The organism is Thioclava sp. NS-SX20 (assembly GCF_057380695.1).
Genome location: NZ_JBXXRY010000002.1, coordinates 223,190 through 242,055 on the forward strand (window position 1 = coordinate 223,190; position 18,866 = coordinate 242,055).

The window sequence follows — 18,866 nt, forward strand, 5'->3', positions numbered from 1 at the left end:
AGATTTCCCTTGCCGGTCCATCAGTGTGAACATATGATGAACATCATGGTAAAACGCACGATCTCAGACAAGCTGGCCATCCTTGCCGATGCCGCGAAATATGATGCCTCCTGCGCCTCTTCGGGCGGGCAGAAACGGTCGTCGACAGACGGCAAGGGCCTTGGCTCCTCGGGCGGGGCGGGCATCTGCCATGCCTATGCGCCGGACGGGCGTTGCATCAGCCTGCTGAAGATCCTGATGACGAATTTCTGCATTTATGACTGCGCCTATTGCATCAACCGCGCCTCCAGCCATGTCGAGCGTGCCCGCTTCAGCGTCGAGGAAGTCGTCAGCCTGACGGTCGAATTCTACCGCCGCAACTATATCGAGGGGCTGTTCCTTTCCTCGGGCATCATCCGCAGCCCCGATGATACGATGGCCGATATGGTCCGCATCGCGCGGACGCTGCGCCAGCAGGAGAATTTCCGCGGCTATATCCATCTGAAGACCATCCCCGATGCCGCCCCCGAGCTGATCGACGAGGCGGGCAAATGGGCGGACCGGCTGTCGATCAATGTCGAGCTGCCCACCGATAAGGGCCTCTCGGATTACGCCCCCGAGAAAAGCGCGCAAACCATCCGCACCGCTATGGCCGAGGTCCGCAACCGCCGCGAGGCCGCGAAAGAGCGCAGCCATAGGGGCCGCCGTGCGGGCCGCTTTGCGCCTGCGGGCCAGTCGACGCAGATGATCGTGGGGGCGGATGCAGCGCATGACGGCGAGATTTTGCATTCGGCCTCGCGGCTTTATTCGGGCTATCACCTGTCGCGGGTCTATTATTCGGCCTTCTCGCCGATCCCCGATGCCTCGAAACTGCTGCCTTTGAAACGCCCGCCCCTGATGCGCGAACACAGGCTCTATCAGGCCGATTGGCTGATGCGGTTTTACGGGTTCGAGGCGGGCGAGATCGCGCCGCCCTCGGGGATGCTGGACCTTGAGGTGGACCCGAAGATGGCATGGGCGCTGGCCCATCGTGACCAGTTTCCGGTGGATGTGAACCGCGCGCCCAAAGAGCTTCTGCTGCGGGTGCCGGGTTTTGGCACGCGCTCGGTGGACCGTATTCTGACGGCGCGGCGGCATGGGGTACTGCGCTATGAAACGCTGGTGAAGATCGGCTGCGTGATGAAACATGCGCGGCCCTTCATCACCCTTCCCGGCTGGACCGCGCGCAGCCTTGACGCGCAGGACCTGCGGGCGCGGTTTGCGCCGCCGCCCGAACAGCTGAGCCTCTTCTGATGGAAGAGGTCATCCTGCCCCATATCGGCACGGTGGCCGCATGGCGCGAGACGGCGCGCGGCTTGGCGGCGCGGGGCGTGCCTGCCGAGGCGGTGCTCTGGCGGGTGGGCGAGGCGGCTCCCGATCTTTTTGGCCCAGATTTTTTTGACGGGATGGCCGCGCCTCAGGCGGCCCCCGTCACCCTCACCCTGCCCCGCGCGGCGCTGGCGGAAATCAAATGCGCGCTGCATCATTCCGACCCCAAGCGTTTTGCCCGCGCCTATGACATCGTGCTGCGGCTTTCACGCGGGGACTTGCGCTGGGGCGACCGCGAGGACCCTGCCCTTCACAGGCTGATTGCGCAGGCCAAACATGTGCGGCGCGACATCCACAAGATGCATGCCTTCGTGCGCTTCCGCGAGATCACCGCCGAAGGTGCCAACCGCCGCGCCTTTGCGGCATGGTTCGAACCCGACCACCCGATTGTCGAACCCGCGACGCCGTTCTTTGCCAAACGTTTCGGCGATATGGATTGGGTGATCGCGACCCCCAGCCTGACCGCACGCTTTGAGGCGGGCCAACTGAGTTACAGCGAGACCGAAGACCGCAGCCCTCCGCCCGAAGATGCCACCGAAGAGCTATGGCGCACCTATTTCACCCATATCTTCAACCCCGCGCGGCTGATGGTGAAGGCAATGACCTCCGAGATGCCGCGCAAATACTGGAAGAACCTCCCCGAGGCGCAGCTGATCCCCGAGATGATCCGCCAAGCGCCTGCGCGGGCGCGTGCCATGCAGGACGCGATGCCCACGCCCAAGGCGGCCTTGGCCGACCGTTTGCGGCCCGCGCCGAAAGAGCTGCCCTCAGAGATTACGCTTGCGACGATGAAACCCGCGCTGGACGCCTGCCGCCGCTGTGCGATTGGCCCCTGTGCCACGCAGGGGGTGGCGGGGGAAGGTCCGGCCTCGGCGCGGGTGATGGTGGTGGGCGAACAGCCCGGAGAACAGGAAGACCTCAAGGGCCGCCCCTTCATCGGCCCTGCGGGGCAGCTCTTTGACCAATGCGCCCGCGCGGCGGGGCTGGACCGTGAGCGGATCTGGCTGACCAATGCGGTGAAGCACTTCAAGTTCACTCCGCGCGGCAAGCAACGGCTGCATCAGGCCCCGAATGCGGGCGAGGTCAAGGCCTGCCGCTGGTGGCTCGATCTTGAACGCCGGTTGATCAAGCCCGATCTGGTGGTGGCGATGGGGGCAACCGCTGCGGCCTCTCTGACCGGCACCGGCAAGGGGCTTGTTGAACGCGCCGGACAGATCGAGACGCTTCCCGATGGCACCCCCTGCCTGATCACCTATCACCCCGCGCATCTTCTGCGCCTGCCCGATCTGCAGCTTGCACAGGCGCGGCAGGCCGCCTTTACCGCCAGCCTGCGACGTGCCGCCGATTGGCCGTTGGCCTAGTCAGGCCGAAGCTGCCTGATGACGGGACAAAGCCAAGGTCGGAACGCAGCTTGCCAATCGCGCCAGATACCTGTCGGTCCAGACGGAAATCCGGCTGTCCCGCACCACGGCCAGACAATCCGCATGGCGCTTGCGCCGTTCGTCCAGCGGCATGGCCAGCGCGTAATCGATCGCACCGGCGGTCTCGTCCAGATCATGCGGATTGATCAGCAGCGCCCCTTTCATATCCTCTGCCGCACCGGCAAACCGCGACAGCACCAGCACGCCCGGATTATCAGGGGCTTGCGCGGCCACAAACTCTTTGGCCACAAGGTTCATCCCATCCGCCAGAGGCGTGACCAGCCCCACCTCGGCGCGGCGCATGAGACCAATCAGCCGGTCCCGCGCGACCGAGCGGTGCACAAAGCGCAAAGGCTGCCAGTCAAGCTCGGAATACTGACCGTTGATCCGGCCCGAAATCGCCTGAAGATCATTGGTAATCTGCCGATAGGCGGCCACATCGGCACGGCTGGGCGAGGCAATCTGCAGGAGGGTCGGTCGCGCATCGCGGTCCACCCGTCCTTGCAGAAGGCGACCGAAGGCCTCGAATTTATGCGGCAGCCCCTTGGTATAATCCAGCCGGTCCGCGCCGATAATCAGCTCACGCGGGTTGGCGGCCCCAAACGGGCCGGGATCGGCGCGGCGGGCGGTGGCTTCGATCTGGTCACAATCGATGCCGATCGGAAAAGAGGCCACGGTGACGATATGTTCGTCGAATTTCACGGTTCCGTCGCGCAGGAATTCCGCCCGTGGATCGGCGCGGAACATCTCTAAAGCGCGCGCCACATCACCACGGGTCTGCAGCCCCAGCAGATTATAGCTGGCCAGCCAGCGGGCAAAATCCTCGGGGCGGGGCAGGATCGCAAGATCGGTGATATTGGGAAACGGAATATGCAGGAAGAAGCCGATGCGGTTAGTGACCCCCAGCGAGCGCAGCATCATCGCCAGCGGCAGGAAGTGGTAATCATGCACCCAGACCACATCCTGCGGGGCAAGATCTTGCGCAATCAGGCGGGCGAGGCGCAGATTGACCGCCAGATAATCGGCGCGATATTCGGATTTTATCTCGATCAGATCGGTGCGCCGGTGGCAGATCGGCCAAAGCACCGAATTGGCAAATCCGCTATAATAGTTCTGCCGCTCCGTCTTGCTCAGCCGGAACGCACGTTTGCGATAGGGAACATCTCCCAGCTCGTGCAGGCACTCGCGCCCCTCCTCCGACGGATCGGGATCGGCCCCGACCCATACCCCTCCCCGCGCCAGCAGCGCATCATGCAGCGCCACGACAAGCCCGCCAGACGGATCCCCCGTGGGTATCCTGTTCGATATCACAATCAACCGACCCGCCATGACCTTCTCCTCAATGCCCGCTCGCGTTCTGAATTATGCGCCAAACGCCAGTCCGGGCACTCTGTTCCCTTGCAAGGCATCACGAATGCTCCTTGGCCGTTTTTCGTCGTAACGTCACATGCTTGTGTAGCCTCCTGACGGGACCCGAATGCCCTGCCACCCGTTCTAAAGCCAGATTTCAGCCTTAGGGGACCAATCATGTCAAAATCCGTTGCCAAGATTATCACCGAGACCTTGCAGGCGGCGGGCGCGAAGCGCTGCTACGGCGTGGCCGGCGATACGATCAACCATTTCACCGATGAAATCCGCAAATCCGATATCCGCTGGGTCCATGTCCGCCACGAAGAGGTGGGCGGCTTTGCCGCAGGGGGCGAGGCCTATATGACGGGCGAGCTGGCCCTGTGTGCAGGCAGCTGCGGTCCGGGATCGCTGCATTTCGTCAACGGCCTTTTCGAGACCCATCGCAACGGCGCGCCCGTGGTGATGATCGCCTCGAACATCGCCCGCAATGAAGAGGGGCTGGGCTTCCCGCAAGAGGTCGACCAGAAGGCCATCTATCAGCAATGCTCGGTTTTCTGTGAAAAGATCAACCATCCCGATCAGGCGCGGCGGATTACCGCAATGGCGGCCCAAGCGGCCCTGACCAAGCACGGGCTGGCGGTAATTATCGTCAATGGCGACATGTTCACCGAAACCTCGTCGGATGCGCTGGCATGGTCGGTCCATCGCCCGCAGCCGGTCACCGTGCCCGCTCCGACCGAGCTTGCAGAGCTGGCACAGATGATCGATCAGGCCCAGCGTCCGGTGATCTATGCCGGAATCGGGGCGCGCAAGGCCCGTCCCGAGCTGATCGCGCTGGCCGAGAAAATCCGCGCGCCAATCGTGCATACGACCCGCGCGAAAGAGTTCATCGAACCCGATAACCCGTGGCAGGTCGGCATGACCGGCATTCTGGGCAATCGCGCAGGGATGGAGGCGGTGGCCCATTGCGACCTGATGCTGTGTCTGGGCACCGATTTCGCCTATACGCAGTTCTATCCCGATGCGGCAAAAATCGCGCAGGTCGATATCGACCCTGCCGCCATCGGACGGCGCGCGCCGGTTGATCTGGGGCTGGTCGGGGATGTGGCGGCCACCGTACAGGCCCTTTTGCCGCAGCTCGCACCGCATTCCGATACCAGCTGGCTGCGCAAGGCGGTCGAGCAATACCATAAGGATCTCGAAGGATACGGGCGCGAGGCCCGCGAACCGGACCCGAGCCTCATCCACCCGCAGGCTCTGACCCTAGCCCTGAATTCCCATGCTGCCGAAGATGCGATCTTCACTGCCGATGCGGGGTCCCCGATGGTGTGGATGCTGCGCCAGATCCGCGCCAAGGGGCAGCGGCGCTTCCTGACCTCGCTGCTGCACGGGACAATGGCCAACGCCTATCCGCAGGCGATCGGCATCCAGAAAGCCTATCCCGAACGGCAGGTCATCGCGATGTGCGGCGATGGCGGTCTGTCGATGCTGATGGGCGACCTGCTGACATTGCGTCAGGAAAATGTGCCGATCAAGATCGCGATCTACAACAACTCGACCTTGGGCTTTGTCGAGATGGAGCAGCGTGTGGAAGGGCTGCTGGATGCCTTCACCGATCTGGAAAACCCCGATTTCGGCGAGGTCGCCCGCGCGATCGGCCTGTGGGGGCAGCGTGTCGAGACTGCGACGGATCTGCCGCAAGCGGTTACCGACTGGCTGGCTCAGCCCGGCCCGGCGGTTCTGGATGTCCGCACAAGCCGGATGGAACTGGTGATGCCCCCCAAGATCCAGGCGGCACAGGTGGCCTCGACCGCGCTGTTCGGCGCGAAAGCCGTGGCGAAGGGCCGCACGAAGGAAGTTGTCGATCTGCTGGCCGATAATTTCCTGCGCTAACCCTAATCAAGGCCGTGCGGACCAGCCGAAGGCGTCCGACCATGTCCCCTGCGCCGATCGGCGCGGGGGCTACGGGCGTGGAGGCGGCCGTAGGCTCCCCGCAAAACAGCCCTTGGACATAGCCCGTGGGGAACAGCCCGCGCAAAACCATCGGGGCAGGTTCCGACAAGGTGGGAAGGGAGGCAAGGCGATGTTGTCGGCCAGCTTGGGGGCAATGGGTGTAGTGGTGCGCTGGCCGACAACGAATTGCTGCTTGCGGGAACAATATGTGAACAAAAGCCCGCGATTTCAAGCGATTTCTTACGCCTGCCGGAAAGAGAATAGCTAAAGATGTCATCAATCCGGTAAGGCTCTGGTCAGGTTTGCTCAGCCCCCCGCGCGGCGCTCTGTGCAAGCCATGCAATCAACCTCTGGCCCTCGGTCTCGTCGTGCCACCATGCCGCATCCGCTGCCGCTTGCGCATCCCGCGCGCGAAAGGCCGCAATCAGCGGCGCGTGCTGGGCGATAATATCGTCGGGGCCGGTGGCCACATGCAGGTTGCTGGTGGAAATGAACATGCGCACCTGCTGTTCGACCACCCGATATTGCGCCGCCAGACGGGCATGGTCGGCACTGTCGATGATCACCTGATGCAGGGCGAAATCGGCGGCACTGATGGCGCGCATATTGCCCCGCGCGCAGGCGCTTTCCAGTTCGGCATACGCCTCTTCGACAGCCGCGAAAACCTGAGGATCATCGCGACTGACCGCCAACCGCGAGGCAAGGCTTTCCAGCGCGCCGCGCAGGGTCCAGATTTCCCAGATATCCTGCTGCGACAGCTGCGCCACCTGCCAGCCGGTATAGGGGATCTGTTCAATCAGCCCCTCCCCCGCCAACCGGTGCAAAGCCATGCGCAGCGTCGCCCGCGAGACCCCCAGCTGTTCGGACATCGCGGCCTCGGTCAGCCGCCCGCCCGCGGCGACCTCGCCCGACAGAATGAAGGCGCGCAAATTGTCGATAACAATGGCTTCGGTCGATTGCCGCGTGACGGGGCGCAGGTTTTTCAATGTCATAGCGTCTCTTTCTACACGGCGCCGGATATGTGACCGGCAGATCCTGTCAGGGCAGTGCGACCGAGACCCGCTTGCCTCTGGCCTCGATTGCCTCTGCCGCCTCCAGCGCGATATCCTCACGGAACTTGCCGGCCACGATCTGCACCCCGACCGGCGTGCCATCCGCCAGCAAGCCGGTGTTCAGCGTCAACGCGGGAAGTCCGGTAACCGGCAGGCCGATCATCGACATCTGCGCCGCCCAGACCCGCCTATACGAGGCCTCATCCGCCAGATCAAGATTATCGGCAAAAGGCAGCTCTGCCGAAGGCGGCAAAAGCAGCACCGGATAGCGGGCCATAAACAGCCCCCAGTCCCGCGCAATCGCCATGCGCGCGGTCAGGGCCTTGGCGATGCAGTCAGGCCCGAGGGACCTGACAAACTCTGCCTGCCCTTCAAGGGCGGCCAAAGCGCCGCGATCCCCCTCGGCCCGGGCGCTGGCCAGAAGCCCGTCATACCCGTCGCCCATCCACAGCGCCAGTTGCAAGGGCACCGCCGAAGCCAGATCCGGCAGGGTGTCAAGCGTCTCCACCTGCCAGCCCGCCTCCCGCAGGCGGTCCGCCGCCGCATGGAGTTCGGCCACCAGTTCGGGCGCGGTCTGCGCCCCTTCCGGATGGGTACAGAGCGCCGCGCGCTTGGGCATTTGCGGCCCGTGAAACGGCGCAGGCACGGCCCAAGGATCGCAAGGGTCGGGACGCAGCATCGCCTGAAAGGCCAGCCGCAGATCGGCCACGTTACGGGCCAGCGGCCCCGAGACCGCCATGATCTGCCCGCCAATCGTGCGGTCGGGGCCGGAAGCATTCCACGCGGCCACCCGCCCGACAGAGGGGCGCAGCCCGTGCACACCGCAGGCATAGGCCGGATAGCGCACCGAACCCGCAATATCGGTGCCATGACCGATCGCTCCCAGACCCGCCGCCACCGCCGCCCCCGCGCCGCCTGACGAGCCCCCCGGCGTCAGGCCTTTCTTGCGCGGGTTATGGGTCGCCCCGTGCAGCAGGTTATTGGTGAACCAGCGATAGCTGAAGGCAGGCGTATTGGTGCGCCCCAACGAGACCGCCCCCGCCGCCAGAAAGCTTTCCACCACCGGATTATTGCTTCGGGCGATCAGGGCCTGCTGCGCTTTCAGCCCGTTGGTCGTGGCATAGCCGGTCTGGTCGACATTGACCTTGATCGTTACCGGCACCCCCGCAAGACAGCCTGCCTCGTCCCCGCGCGCAAGCCTTGCATCCACCGCATCGGCTGCGGCCAAGGTCTTTTCGGGCTGGAAATCGACGATGGCATTGATCTGGCCATTGACCGCCTCGACACGGTCGATATGGGCCTGCGCCACCTCGCGGGCGCTAAGCGCGCGCGCCTTGATCGCAGCGGCCAGACGGGTGGCGGGCCAAGCCCAGAGGGCCGGATCGGTCGGCATGTCTTTCATCAGATCTCTCCTCGACAGGGGGGAACAGGCATCAGCGGCGCGCCTTCGACCACCGCCTCGGCCCAGAGGTGCCACGGCTCGGCCATGCCTTCATTGACCGGCCCATCGGGCCCGTACTGGCGGCGCACCGCGCCCAAAGTGGTAAAGCTGTTGGGCTGGATCTCGCGGTCGGCCAGCACCAGATCGAATGCCGCCGCAAGCGTCCTGATGGTGGGCTGCCCCAGCCGCGCATCCGCCACCAGAACCGGCGGAGCGGAAAGGTCGTAGCGGGGGGCGGCAATCGCGTCGTGCAGGCCATAGCCATGATCGACCAGATGGATCAGCGCCTGATAGATGGCGGGCAGGATCTTGCGCCCGCCGGAGCCGCCAATCGCCACGGTCTCGTCCGCCCCTGTCATCATCATCGGCGCATAATTGGCCAGCGCCTTGGTGGCAGGCGCAAGACCATTGACCCGTCCCGCCCGCGGGTCGAACCAGTTCACCCCGTTATTGAGCAAGATCCCCGTCGAAGGCGACAGCACCGCCGAGCCGAATAGCGACAGAAGCGTCTGCGTCATCGAGACACACATGCCCTCGGCATCGACCACGCTGAAATGGGTCGTGCAACTGGGCAGGCTACGTTCGGCCCCGTCGCCCATTTCGCTGAAGCGATGCGCCCATGCCCGCGCCAGCGCCTGGGCACTGGCCAGACAGCCTTGCGGCGATGGAACCGCCGCCCCATCCGACGGCGTCTCGTTGAAATAGCGCAGGGCCAAGGCCACCGTGACCCCGCCATTGAGAACCGGCACGAAATGCACCTTGCGGTCGCGGAAGGGGGCCGCGGCGGCGGGCGAAATCTCGGCCCGGAACCCCGCCAGATCCGCGCAGTCCAGATAGCCGCCCAAGGTCTGGATATCGGCGCATAGTGCTTTGGCAACCGGCCCGTGATACAGCGCCTGCGCCCCTTCCTTGGCGATCACCGCAAGGGTTTCGGCCAAAGCGGGATTGTGCAGCCGTGTCACACGCCCCGCCACCGCCGCAGGGGCAACAGGCGGCAGGCCCTCGGGCAGGAACCACGCGGCCAAAGCCTCGTTGCGGCGGAGACGTCCCATTTCCTGCGCCGCCCATGCGGTAACATGGGCATCCACCACCAGCCCGTCTTGCGCCAGCGCCTGCGCTGGGGCCACCAGATCGGCCCAGGGCAGGCGGCCAAAACGTTCATGCGCCGCCTGCACCCCCCGCAGAAGCCCCGGAACACAGATGGATTTCGCCCCGACCACATTACGGTCTTCCAACACATTGGGCCAACCGAACAGATCGCCATCCTTCCCCTCGACCAGCGGAAAATCCTGCGGGTCCAGCGCCGCCGGAGACACCGCCCCCGCATCGATCGCCGTGACGCCCTTGCCGTCGGGACGTATCAGAATGGCCCCCACCCCGCCGATCCCGCTCATCCACGGCTCCAGCACCCCCAGCGCGAAAGAGGTCGCAATGGCGGCATCCACCGCCGTGCCCCCTTTGGCCAGAATATCCGCGCCGATCTGGGCCGCATGGCGGTTTTGCGCCGTGACGATACCCCGCGGGCTGCGGGCTGCGGGTTTGGTTAAAGAGAGGCTGCGCGACATATGCGGCGAGCGGATATCGGTCATCGTCATCAGGACCCCATTCTGGCGAGCGGATCAGGCAGGAAGGCGGAGCGCCGCAAGGTGTTCGGCCCGATGTTCGGCTTGCGTCAGACCTTCGGGCATCAGCCGCAGGTCATCGCGCAGATGCGCCCACTGCCAGTCGGTGGCGCGCATCATCATCGCGCCTGGAGCGGTGGCGGTGATGATCTCACCCGCAATCGGGGCAAAATCGGCACGGAAATGGATGGCGCTTTTGACGACAAGGATCGGGGTCGTCTCGGGGGTAATGCCTGCAAAGCGGAACATTTCGCGGTCGGCCATCTGCGCCTTCTGGCTGGCCACCACGATCCGCACGCCATTAAGGCGCAGGCAGGCGGCAGGGCCAAGATGCATGTCGCGCGTGCCATAATAGGGGCCAAGCGTGCGCAACTGCCCATCCGACAGATGCTCGACGGTAAAGCAGGCCTCAAGAGGGCTATCGCCCGCAACATCGCTATGGCCACCAAGAGACAGCGTAACCTTTGCACCCTCGCCCGCCTGATGCGCGAGCGTCACGGCCTTCGGGTCCCAAAGCACCCCCACCGCCGCATCGGGCACATCCGCTGCCAGAAGCGCCTTGATCAGACCCATGGTATCCGAGCTACCGCCCGCACCGGGGTTGTCCTGCGCATCGGCAATCACCACCGGCGCGCAGCCGTCCGCATTGCGGGCAAGCGCATGGGCCACGGCCCCCTCCGGCGTGTAAAGTGCGCCTTGGAAGGCGCTTTCCGCGGCCTCGACCCGTGACAGAAGCGCGGCCACGGCGGCCTCGGCCTCTGGTGCTGCCGCGCCATAGGCCCAGATCAGTTGGCCGCATTCGTCGAAATCAGCGGCCGGAAAACCCATCGCATAGGAGAGGCTAATCGCGCCCGTGTCCTCTTCGATCTGCGGCAGAGCAGCATAAAGCCCATCGGCGGGCGCATTCATCGTAGATTGCCAGCAGATGGGGATCATATAGTCCGGCGCCGCCATGACCCGCGCGAATGGCCGCCCCAAGGCCACCCGCTTTTGCAACAGATCAAAGGCCGCCGCCCCCGTATCGGCGCTATCCACATGCGGGTAGGTCCGATAGGCCACCAAGGCATCGGTCATCTCGACCATCCGGCGGGTCACATTGGCATGCAGGTCAAGGCTGACAACCAGCGGCAGATCCGGCCCGATGATCTGGCGGATACGCTCGATCAGCTCGCCCTCGCCATCGGGGATATGTTCGGCACACATCGCGCCATGCAGGTCCAGATAGACCGCATCGGCAGGCAGTGCTGCGGCGATCAGGTCACAAATCTCGCCCGCGATTGCCTCGTAACACGCTCGCGTCACCGGACCCGAGGGCACCGCCATCGCCCATAAGAGCGGGTCCACCTCGACCCCTGCCGCTTTGGCCGCGCGCAGGAAACCGGCGGTGGGCAGATTGACGGTCTCGGTCATCACCTCAGTGATCGCCGACCCTCGGCAGAGCGCGGGAAAGCCGCCGCCATGTTCAAAGGCCGCCATATCGGCGCGATCCTTGGCGAACGTATTGGTCTCATGCTGGAAACCGGCAAGCAGCACACGCATGGCTTCTCCTCTCAGACGGCCCGCAACAGCGGGCGGAAGTTCTGGAAATCCCACTCTGGCGCGGGGGCGGCCTCGATCAGTGCGCGGGTATAGGGATGCGAGGGGGCCATCAGCACATCCCGCGTGGCACCCTGTTCGACGATCTGCCCCTTCTGCATCACCACAAGCGCATTGCAGATCTGCGCGGCCACCCGCAGGTCATGGGTGATAAACAGCACCGACACGCCGGTGCGGTCGCGGATATCCTCCAGCAGATCCAGCACCTGCGCCTGCACCGACACATCCAGCGCCGAGACCGCCTCATCCGCGATCAGAAGATCCGGCTCCATCACGATGGCCCGCGCAATGGCGATCCGCTGGCGCTGCCCGCCCGAGAACTGATGCGGATAGCGGTCCATCACCGAGGCCGGAAGATTGACCATCTCAAGCGTCGCCGCCGCCTTGGCCCGCGCTTGAGCCTCGGGCATGCCGTAATTCAAAAGCCCCTCCATCAGCGATTGCGCGATGGTCCGGCGCGGGTTGAGCGAGCGGTAGGGGTCCTGAAAGATATATTGCACCTGACGGCGCATCTCGCGCAGATTGCGCATCGGCACAATGTCCTGCCCCTGCAGACGCACGGCCCCGCCGCTGGGATCGGTCAGCCGCATCACACAGCGCGCCACAGTGGATTTACCCGAGCCGCTTTCGCCGATAATCCCCGTAATCTCGCCCTTGCGGACGGTGAAATTGATGTTCTGCGCGGCTTTCACCTCGGTCCTGCCCTTGCCATAGGTCTTGGCAAGGCCGATCACATCCAGCACCTTGGGCTGATCCGGAAGCGGCGCGAAACGCGGCTGCATCGAGGGCACCGAGGAAATCAGCATCCGCGTATACTCCTGTTTCGGACGCGCAAGGATTTCATCGCGCGTGCCGGTTTCCACCAGATCGCCGCGGTTCATCACCACGATCCGGTCGGCAATATCCGAGACCACCCCGAAATCATGGGTCACAAAAACCACCGCCGTGCCTTCCTCTTGCTGCAACTCCTTGATCAGCTTCAGGATCTGTTTCTGCGTGGTCACATCCAGCGCGGTGGTGGGCTCATCGGCCAGCAACACACGCGGCCGCAGGATCAGCGCCATGGCGATCACGATGCGCTGGCGCTGCCCGCCCGAAAGCTGATGCGGGTAGCTGCCATAGATGCGCGAGACATCGGGCAGATGCACGCGCTCCATCATCTGCAACACCGATTTCCGGCGCTCGGCCTTCGACAGTTTGGTATGCAGGCGCAGCACCTCGTCGATCTGCTCGCCCACCGTCTTCACCGGATTGAGCGCGGTCATCGGTTCCTGGAACACCATCGACACTTTGGAGGCCCTGAGCGCCCGCATCCGCGCGGGCGTGGCCTGTAGCACATCCTCGCCATCCAAGAGGATACGCCCCGTGGTGACCTGCAGCGCGTCTTTCGGCAAAAGCCCCATCACCGCCATAGAGGTGATCGACTTGCCCGAGCCGCTTTCGCCCACCACACAAACCGTCTCTCCGGCCTTCACGGTAAAGCTGATATTGCGGGTGATCGGGCGGGCGCCTTTGGGACGGGTGTCGATGCTGACATCCTCGACCGAGAGCACAACATTTTCATCCTTCATAACACGTCCTTTCAGAGGCGTTTCGCCATGCGCGGGTCCAGCTGATCGCGAAGCACATCGCCCAGCATGTTCACGCTCAGCACCGTCAGCGACACCATCACACCGGGGAAGAAGATCAGCTCGGGCTTGAGCAGGAAGAACTTGCGCCCGTCAGCCATCATATTACCCCAAGAGGGGATTTCCGGCGGCACACCGGCGCCCAGAAAGGACAGGATGGATTCCGTCATGATCGCGGCGGCAAAGATATAGGTGCCCTGCACCAGCAAAGGCGCCACTGTATTGGGCAGCATATGCCGCCAGACCATCTTGCCCATCGAGGTGCCAAGAACCGAGGCGGCCTCGACATAGGGTTCATTGCGCACCCCCATGATGACGCCGCGCACCATCCGCGCAACGCGGGGGATTTCGGGGATGGAAATCGCAATCAGCACCGTGGTCAGCGTGCCGCCCGAAATCGCCACCAGCGCCACCGCCAGAAGCACGCCCGGAATGGCCATCAGCCCGTCCATCACGCGGCTGAGCACCGCATCAATCCATTTGAAATAGCCGGTCAGCACGCCGATCACCATCCCGAAGAGGATCGAGATCACCACCGTCCCCGCCCCCACCGCGAGCGAAATCCGCGACCCGTAGATGATGCGCGCGAACATGTCGCGGCCATAGCTGTCGGTGCCAAGAAGGTGCTCGGGCGATGGCGGCTTGAGCCGCACTGAAGGGTCAAGCTGGATCGGGTCATGGGCGGTGATCAGCGGCGCGAAGACCGACATCAGCACGATGACCAGCAGCACCGCGCCGGAAATCTTGGCAGGCCAGCTGGAGAAGACGCCGCCAAGGGCTGCCATCAGACCGGATTTCCGGCCATTGCCTTCCATCTCCGGCAGGCTGAGGGGCGCATCATCAAGGGCGGAAGTATCGGATTTCATGAAAGATCTCCTGAGCTTGGTCAGTGACGGATGCGCGGATCGAAGACGCCATACAGCAGGTCAACACAGAGGTTGATCACCACATAGATGGCGGAAAACAAAAGGATCACGGCCTGAATGACGGTGTAATCCCGCGCCAGAACGGAATCGAGCACCAGCCGCCCGAGGCCCGGAATATTGAAGACCGACTCTGTCACCACCACACCGCCGATCAGCATGGCGATCGACACGCCGATGATGGTGATGATCGGCACGGCGGCATTTCCCAGCGCATGGCTCATCAGCACGGAGCGTTCGCGCAAGCCTTTGGCGCGGGCGGTGCGGATGTAATCCTCGCCCATCACCTCGATGACATTGGTGCGCACGATACGGGCAATCAGCGCGATATAGGGAAAGCTCAGCGCGACCGAGGGCAGCACCAGCCGTTCGATAAAGCCGCCAAAGCCATTGGCCAGCGGCTGGTAGCCCTGCACCGGAAACCAACCCAATATGCGCGAGAAGACCAGTATCAGCACATAGCCGATAATAAACACCGGCACCGAGAACCCCACGACCGAGCCCGCCATGATCAGACGGTCCAGCCATTTGCCCTGCTGCCACGCCGCAATTACGCCCAGCGGGATCGAGACGGCAATCGCAAGCGCAACGGTGCACAGGCTCAGCGCCAGCGTCGGGCCGAAACGGTCCATGATCAGTTCAGTCGCGGGTTTGCCGGAAATTAGCGAGGTGCCCATATCGCCATGGGCCATATTACCCAGCCAGATCACCAGCTGTTCAAGCAGGGGCTTTGTCAGCCCCATGCTCTCGCGCAGTTGCTCAAGCTGCTCGGGGGTCGCATTCGGCCCCGCAATCATCACCGCCGGATCCCCCGGCGACAGGCGCAACACGAGAAACACGATAATCGCGACCATCAACAGCACCGGAATGGCCGAGAGGATTCTTTTGGTGATGAACAGCAGCATGTCAGGATCACTCCGACTTGGTCACATTCCAGAAGACGGGGGCTTCCGCTTCGGGCATGCCCTCCAGCTTGGCCGAGACCACATTGATATTGGCGAATTCCCCCATCGGGATCATCACGACATTATCAATGGCCAGCTGGTCGATCTCCTTGGCGATCTTGACCTGAGACGCGGTGTCGGGCGCTTCGGCAAAAGAGGCACGCAGCTCTTCGATCTTCGGCACATCCGGCCAGCCGAACCACGCGCTATCCCCGCCAGCCGCCGTGCCGATAAAGCCCACCGGATCGCCCACATCGGGCAGCACATTGGTCGTCGAGAAGATGTTCCAGCCACCCTCGGCCACCGGCGCCTTGGACGCGCGGCGCGCCACGACGCTGGCCCAATCCATCGCGACCACATCCACCTTGAAGCCGCCATCGCGCAGCTGCTGGGCAATCACCGGACCCTGCGGTGCCAGAGACGCCAGATCGGTGGCCTGCATCAGCATGATGGGCTTGCCGTCATAGCCCGCCTCTTGCAGCAGTTCCTTGGATTTCTCGGGATTGGCCTTGATGATCTCCTCGGCCTTATAGTCGGTGGCATAAGGGCCGGAACAGCCGAAGACGGCGGCACAGGTGCTGGAGCTGTCTTCGGCCGTGCCCACCTGCGCGTTCAGCATGGGTTTCTGGCCAAGCGCGGCCATCGCGGCCTCGCGGTATTTGAGGTTGTCAAAGGGCGGTTGCGTCCAGTTCAGCCGCACGAGGTTCTGGCTGCCCTGTTTGGCGAAGGCCTGCGTGTAGAAATCGGGGTTGCCATCGACCAGCGGCAGAAGATCCTGCTGCACCTGTTCCACAAAATCGACCTCACCCGACATCATGGCGGTCAGGGCGGTCATCGGGTCGGGCATGGCGGTCCAGATGACCTTATCCACCTTCACGACCTTGCCGCCCGCCATCCCGCTGGAGGGTTCGTCACGCGGCACATAGTCCTCGTTTTTCAGGAAGACCGCCTGCACCCCCGGCTGATAGGACGCGCTGTCGAATTTGAACGGGCCGGAGCCGATGGTCGAGGTGATCGGCGTGGAAATCGGCGTCTCGGCCACGGCCTTGGGCATCATGAAAGGCGCAATCCCCGAGGGCTTGGACAGCGCCAGAAGCGCGATCCCCGTCGGTTCGGCAAAGGTCATGGTGAAGGATTTATCGTCCACGACCTCCATTGCGCTCATCAGCTTGGCCATCACCTGACCCGTCTTGTCGACCTGATCCCAACGCGCGATCGAGGCCACACAATCCGCCGCCGTCACCGGCGTGCCATCATGCCATTTCAGCCCGTCGCGCAGGGTGAACGTATAGGTCAGCCCGTCCTCCGAGACTGCCCAGCTGGCCATCTGCGGCTGGACCTTGCCCGCCTCGTCGCGCGCCAGCAGCGTGTCATAGACCATATAGCCGTAATTGCGCAGGATATAGGCCGTGCTGATCGCCGGATCGAGCGCGCGCAGGGGCGCATTCATCACGGCGGTAATGGTGGTTTCGGCATGGGCGGCGACAGAGCTGGCTCCCAAAAGCACTGATACCAGCGCACCCTTGAGCAGCCCCGAAGAAGACTTCGGAAGAAACATGATGATCTCCTGTTGGACGTCGTGCTTTGGATTGTTGGTGATTGTCGACAATCACTCGTTCAGGGTAAGGGCAGATCTTTTCTCCAAGCAAGCCCCAGTTCTCAAAAGCTCAAATTTTATGTGATCGGTCAAAGGGATGCCCGAGGATCGCGGCGCAAAAATCAAACCATATCATACATATATGATAATCAAGATTATTATTTAGGCAGATTTATTCAGGGAATATTTTGCCATAGGCCTCCATAATACACCTTATAAATTCAATCTATTCTGTAATATTTTCAGTGTCTTAACAAAAAATCTCTCACTGATGCCAAATCTGCAGGCCGTGACAGAACCGTTCTGTAAAACAGACCAAAATTTTTGACATTGATTATTGTCGACAATTTTGTAGCGTCGATAGAGAGACAGGATCGGGGGCAGAACAATCGCTCCCTCTCCGCATATCCCCCATGCCACTGGCACCTGTACCTCCCCGCTCTGGGGCTGGCAGGGCCTGCTTGCCACCAAGCGCCGGAGACCCGCATGACCGACACAATAGACGCCTCCCTCACAATGAGTTGGGACGAATGGTACGCCCATGACGGGCTGGGGCTGGCCCAGCTTATCCGTGCGGGCGATGTCACCGCCGAAGAGGTCGCCGCTCAGGCGGCCCGCGCGATCCGTGCGGTCAATCCCGAAATCTGTGGCGTTGTCGAGGTCTTTGACGATGCCGTGGCCGATAGCGCGGGACATGGCACCAATCCCCAAGGCCCCTTCGCGGGGCTGCCCTTCCTGATGAAGGATCTGGGGCCGACCGTCGCGGGGCGGCTGCAGGAACAGGGCTCGCTTTACCTGAAAGGCAACCGGCCCGAGAAAGACGCCTTTCTGACCACAAAGATCAAACAGGCGGGGCTGAATATCATCGGGCGCAGCACAACGCCGGAATTCGGCTGCTGCAGCTCGGCCGAGAACCCTGCCGTCTATGTCACCCGCAACCCTTGGGACACAGGGTTCACCAGCTGCGGATCTTCTGCGGGGTCTTCGGTGATGGTGGGCGCGGGCGTGTTGCCGATTGCGCATGGCACCGACGGGGGCGGCTCGATCCGGATTCCCGCCGGCTGCTGTGGAGCGATCGGGCTGAAATCCTCGCGCGGGACCTTCTCGATTGCGCCCGCCAATTCCGATTTCTCCTCGGTGGTCTCGACGCAGGGCTGCATCTCGCGCACGGTGCGCGACACCGCCGCCTTTGTGGACAGCTGCCGTGGCGGAGCGCCGGGGGAATTCATGCCCTTCTGGCACCCCGAGACGCCCTTCCTTGAACAGATCCAGAATGACCCGCGGCGGCTGAAGATTGCTGTCTCGCATGAATGGGGCCCCTATGCGGCCACGCCCCATATTGCAGCCGAACTCACCCGCGTGGCGGAGTTCTTCGAAAGCCTCGGCCATTATGTGGAGTTCGTCACCCCCAAGGTGGATTTCGAAAAAGCCTATGCCGCCCAGACCACCTGCTATATCTCGAATTTCGCGCAGGTGGTGAATAACCTCTTGCGGATGAAGGGGTTGGAGAAGCCCCCCGAAGACCTTTTCGAGCCGATGAACATCCGCATCTGGGAACAGGGCAAGGATATCAGCTATACGACCCGCGCCGATATGCAGCTGGATTTCAACGAAACCGCCCGAGCCTTCGGCGCAGCCTTTCAGGAATGGGACATCCTGCTGACCCCCACCACCGCGCGCGAGACCCCCACCATCGGCACCACCGAATATCTGACCACCACCAATAACCCCTCGGCGCTGGACTGGTTTGAAAACCTCTGGGGGTTCTTCGCCTATACGCCGCTCAACAATCTCTGCGGCACTCCGGGCCTATCACTGCCGCTGGCCGTTCATGCCAATGGGTTGCCCTTGGGGATGCAGATCCATGCCGCCCAAGGCAATGACGGGTTGCTTTTGCAACTGGCCGCTCAGGTCGAGCGCGCGATCGAAGGCAAGTGGAATCAGGGCCGCCTGCCGCAGGTCCATGTGACCAAGCTCCGCTAAGGAGGCCCC

13 protein-coding genes are annotated in these 18,866 nt (G+C 63.2%); 4 read left to right on the plus strand and 9 right to left on the minus strand.

Features of this window, described 5'->3' with window-relative positions:
• Nucleotides 1-45 precede the first annotated feature (45 nt).
• Nucleotides 46-1,272, plus strand: a complete 1,227-nt coding sequence (locus tag AC2ISB_RS14700; protein ID WP_486577036.1) for a putative DNA modification/repair radical SAM protein — start codon at nucleotides 46-48, stop codon at nucleotides 1,270-1,272.
• The gene (locus AC2ISB_RS14705) at nucleotides 1,272-2,708 is read left to right on the plus strand and encodes a UdgX family uracil-DNA binding protein (RefSeq protein WP_486577037.1); all 1,437 of its coding nucleotides are present in this window, start codon (nucleotides 1,272-1,274) and stop codon (nucleotides 2,706-2,708) included. The genes AC2ISB_RS14700 and AC2ISB_RS14705 overlap by 1 nt, the downstream gene beginning before the upstream one ends.
• Here AC2ISB_RS14705 and AC2ISB_RS14710 read toward each other — a convergent pair whose 3' ends face one another.
• Entirely contained in the window at nucleotides 2,709-4,097 is a 1,389-nt protein-coding gene (locus AC2ISB_RS14710) for an alpha,alpha-trehalose-phosphate synthase (UDP-forming) (protein WP_486577038.1), read from the minus strand.
• A 198-nt stretch (nucleotides 4,098-4,295) separates the two neighbouring features.
• Between AC2ISB_RS14710 and AC2ISB_RS14715 the strand changes: the two genes are divergently transcribed.
• Nucleotides 4,296-6,011 carry a thiamine pyrophosphate-dependent enzyme gene (locus AC2ISB_RS14715; RefSeq protein WP_339109958.1) on the plus strand — a complete coding sequence of 572 codons (1,716 nt, stop codon included), beginning with the start codon at nucleotides 4,296-4,298 and terminating at the stop codon, nucleotides 6,009-6,011.
• Between the two features lie 356 nt (nucleotides 6,012-6,367).
• Here AC2ISB_RS14715 and AC2ISB_RS14720 read toward each other — a convergent pair whose 3' ends face one another.
• Genes AC2ISB_RS14720 through AC2ISB_RS14755 form a run of 8 tightly spaced genes read right to left on the minus strand, consistent with a single transcriptional unit; the run spans nucleotide 6,368 to nucleotide 16,808 of the window.
• A complete protein-coding gene (locus AC2ISB_RS14720) occupies nucleotides 6,368-7,063 on the minus strand; it encodes a GntR family transcriptional regulator (RefSeq protein ID WP_330629457.1) in 696 nt (231 codons plus the stop codon).
• Between the two features lie 46 nt (nucleotides 7,064-7,109).
• Entirely contained in the window at nucleotides 7,110-8,525 is a 1,416-nt protein-coding gene (locus AC2ISB_RS14725) for an amidase family protein (RefSeq protein ID WP_486577039.1), read from the minus strand.
• Nucleotides 8,525-10,159: a gamma-glutamyltransferase gene (locus AC2ISB_RS14730; RefSeq protein ID WP_486577040.1), complete on the minus strand. Its 1,635-nt coding sequence runs from the start codon at nucleotides 10,157-10,159 to the stop codon at nucleotides 8,525-8,527. The genes AC2ISB_RS14725 and AC2ISB_RS14730 overlap by 1 nt, the downstream gene beginning before the upstream one ends.
• 24 nt (nucleotides 10,160-10,183) lie before the next feature.
• On the minus strand, nucleotides 10,184-11,725 hold the full coding sequence (locus tag AC2ISB_RS14735) for a M81 family metallopeptidase (protein WP_486577041.1): 1,542 nt from the start codon (nucleotides 11,723-11,725) through the stop codon (nucleotides 10,184-10,186).
• 11 nt (nucleotides 11,726-11,736) lie between these two features.
• Nucleotides 11,737-13,353, minus strand: coding sequence for a dipeptide ABC transporter ATP-binding protein (locus tag AC2ISB_RS14740; RefSeq protein WP_486577042.1), 1,617 nt, complete (start codon nucleotides 13,351-13,353; stop codon nucleotides 11,737-11,739).
• An 11-nt stretch (nucleotides 13,354-13,364) separates the two neighbouring features.
• Nucleotides 13,365-14,276 (minus strand): ABC transporter permease, encoded by a 912-nt coding sequence (locus AC2ISB_RS14745; RefSeq protein WP_406721713.1) that lies wholly within the window; start codon nucleotides 14,274-14,276, stop codon nucleotides 13,365-13,367.
• 20 nt (nucleotides 14,277-14,296) lie between these two features.
• Nucleotides 14,297-15,238, minus strand: coding sequence for an ABC transporter permease (locus tag AC2ISB_RS14750; RefSeq protein WP_486577043.1), 942 nt, complete (start codon nucleotides 15,236-15,238; stop codon nucleotides 14,297-14,299).
• Nucleotides 15,239-15,245: 7 nt separating this feature from the next.
• Nucleotides 15,246-16,808, minus strand: a complete 1,563-nt coding sequence (locus AC2ISB_RS14755; protein ID WP_486577045.1) for an ABC transporter substrate-binding protein — start codon at nucleotides 16,806-16,808, stop codon at nucleotides 15,246-15,248.
• Between the two features lie 552 nt (nucleotides 16,809-17,360).
• On the opposite strand from AC2ISB_RS14755, the gene AC2ISB_RS14760 reads away from it, so the two are divergent.
• Nucleotides 17,361-18,857, plus strand: coding sequence for an amidase (locus AC2ISB_RS14760; RefSeq protein WP_486576821.1), 1,497 nt, complete (start codon nucleotides 17,361-17,363; stop codon nucleotides 18,855-18,857).
• Nucleotides 18,858-18,866 lie beyond the last annotated feature (9 nt).

Bases quoted from the DNA above. Each gene is read 5' to 3' on its own strand.
- AC2ISB_RS14700 (WP_486577036.1), top strand. From the start codon at position 46: ATGGTAAAACGCACGATCTCAGACAAGCTGGCCATCCTTGCCGATGCC.
- AC2ISB_RS14705 (WP_486577037.1), top strand. From the start codon at position 1,272: ATGGAAGAGGTCATCCTGCCCCATATCGGCACGGTGGCCGCATGGCGC.
- AC2ISB_RS14710 (WP_486577038.1), bottom strand. From the start codon at position 4,097: ATGGCGGGTCGGTTGATTGTGATATCGAACAGGATACCCACGGGGGAT.
- AC2ISB_RS14715 (WP_339109958.1), top strand. From the start codon at position 4,296: ATGTCAAAATCCGTTGCCAAGATTATCACCGAGACCTTGCAGGCGGCG.
- AC2ISB_RS14720 (WP_330629457.1), bottom strand. From the start codon at position 7,063: ATGACATTGAAAAACCTGCGCCCCGTCACGCGGCAATCGACCGAAGCC.
- AC2ISB_RS14725 (WP_486577039.1), bottom strand. From the start codon at position 8,525: ATGAAAGACATGCCGACCGATCCGGCCCTCTGGGCTTGGCCCGCCACC.
- AC2ISB_RS14730 (WP_486577040.1), bottom strand. From the start codon at position 10,159: ATGACGATGACCGATATCCGCTCGCCGCATATGTCGCGCAGCCTCTCT.
- AC2ISB_RS14735 (WP_486577041.1), bottom strand. From the start codon at position 11,725: ATGCGTGTGCTGCTTGCCGGTTTCCAGCATGAGACCAATACGTTCGCC.
- AC2ISB_RS14740 (WP_486577042.1), bottom strand. From the start codon at position 13,353: ATGAAGGATGAAAATGTTGTGCTCTCGGTCGAGGATGTCAGCATCGAC.
- AC2ISB_RS14745 (WP_406721713.1), bottom strand. From the start codon at position 14,276: ATGAAATCCGATACTTCCGCCCTTGATGATGCGCCCCTCAGCCTGCCG.
- AC2ISB_RS14750 (WP_486577043.1), bottom strand. From the start codon at position 15,238: ATGCTGCTGTTCATCACCAAAAGAATCCTCTCGGCCATTCCGGTGCTG.
- AC2ISB_RS14760 (WP_486576821.1), top strand. From the start codon at position 17,361: ATGACCGACACAATAGACGCCTCCCTCACAATGAGTTGGGACGAATGG.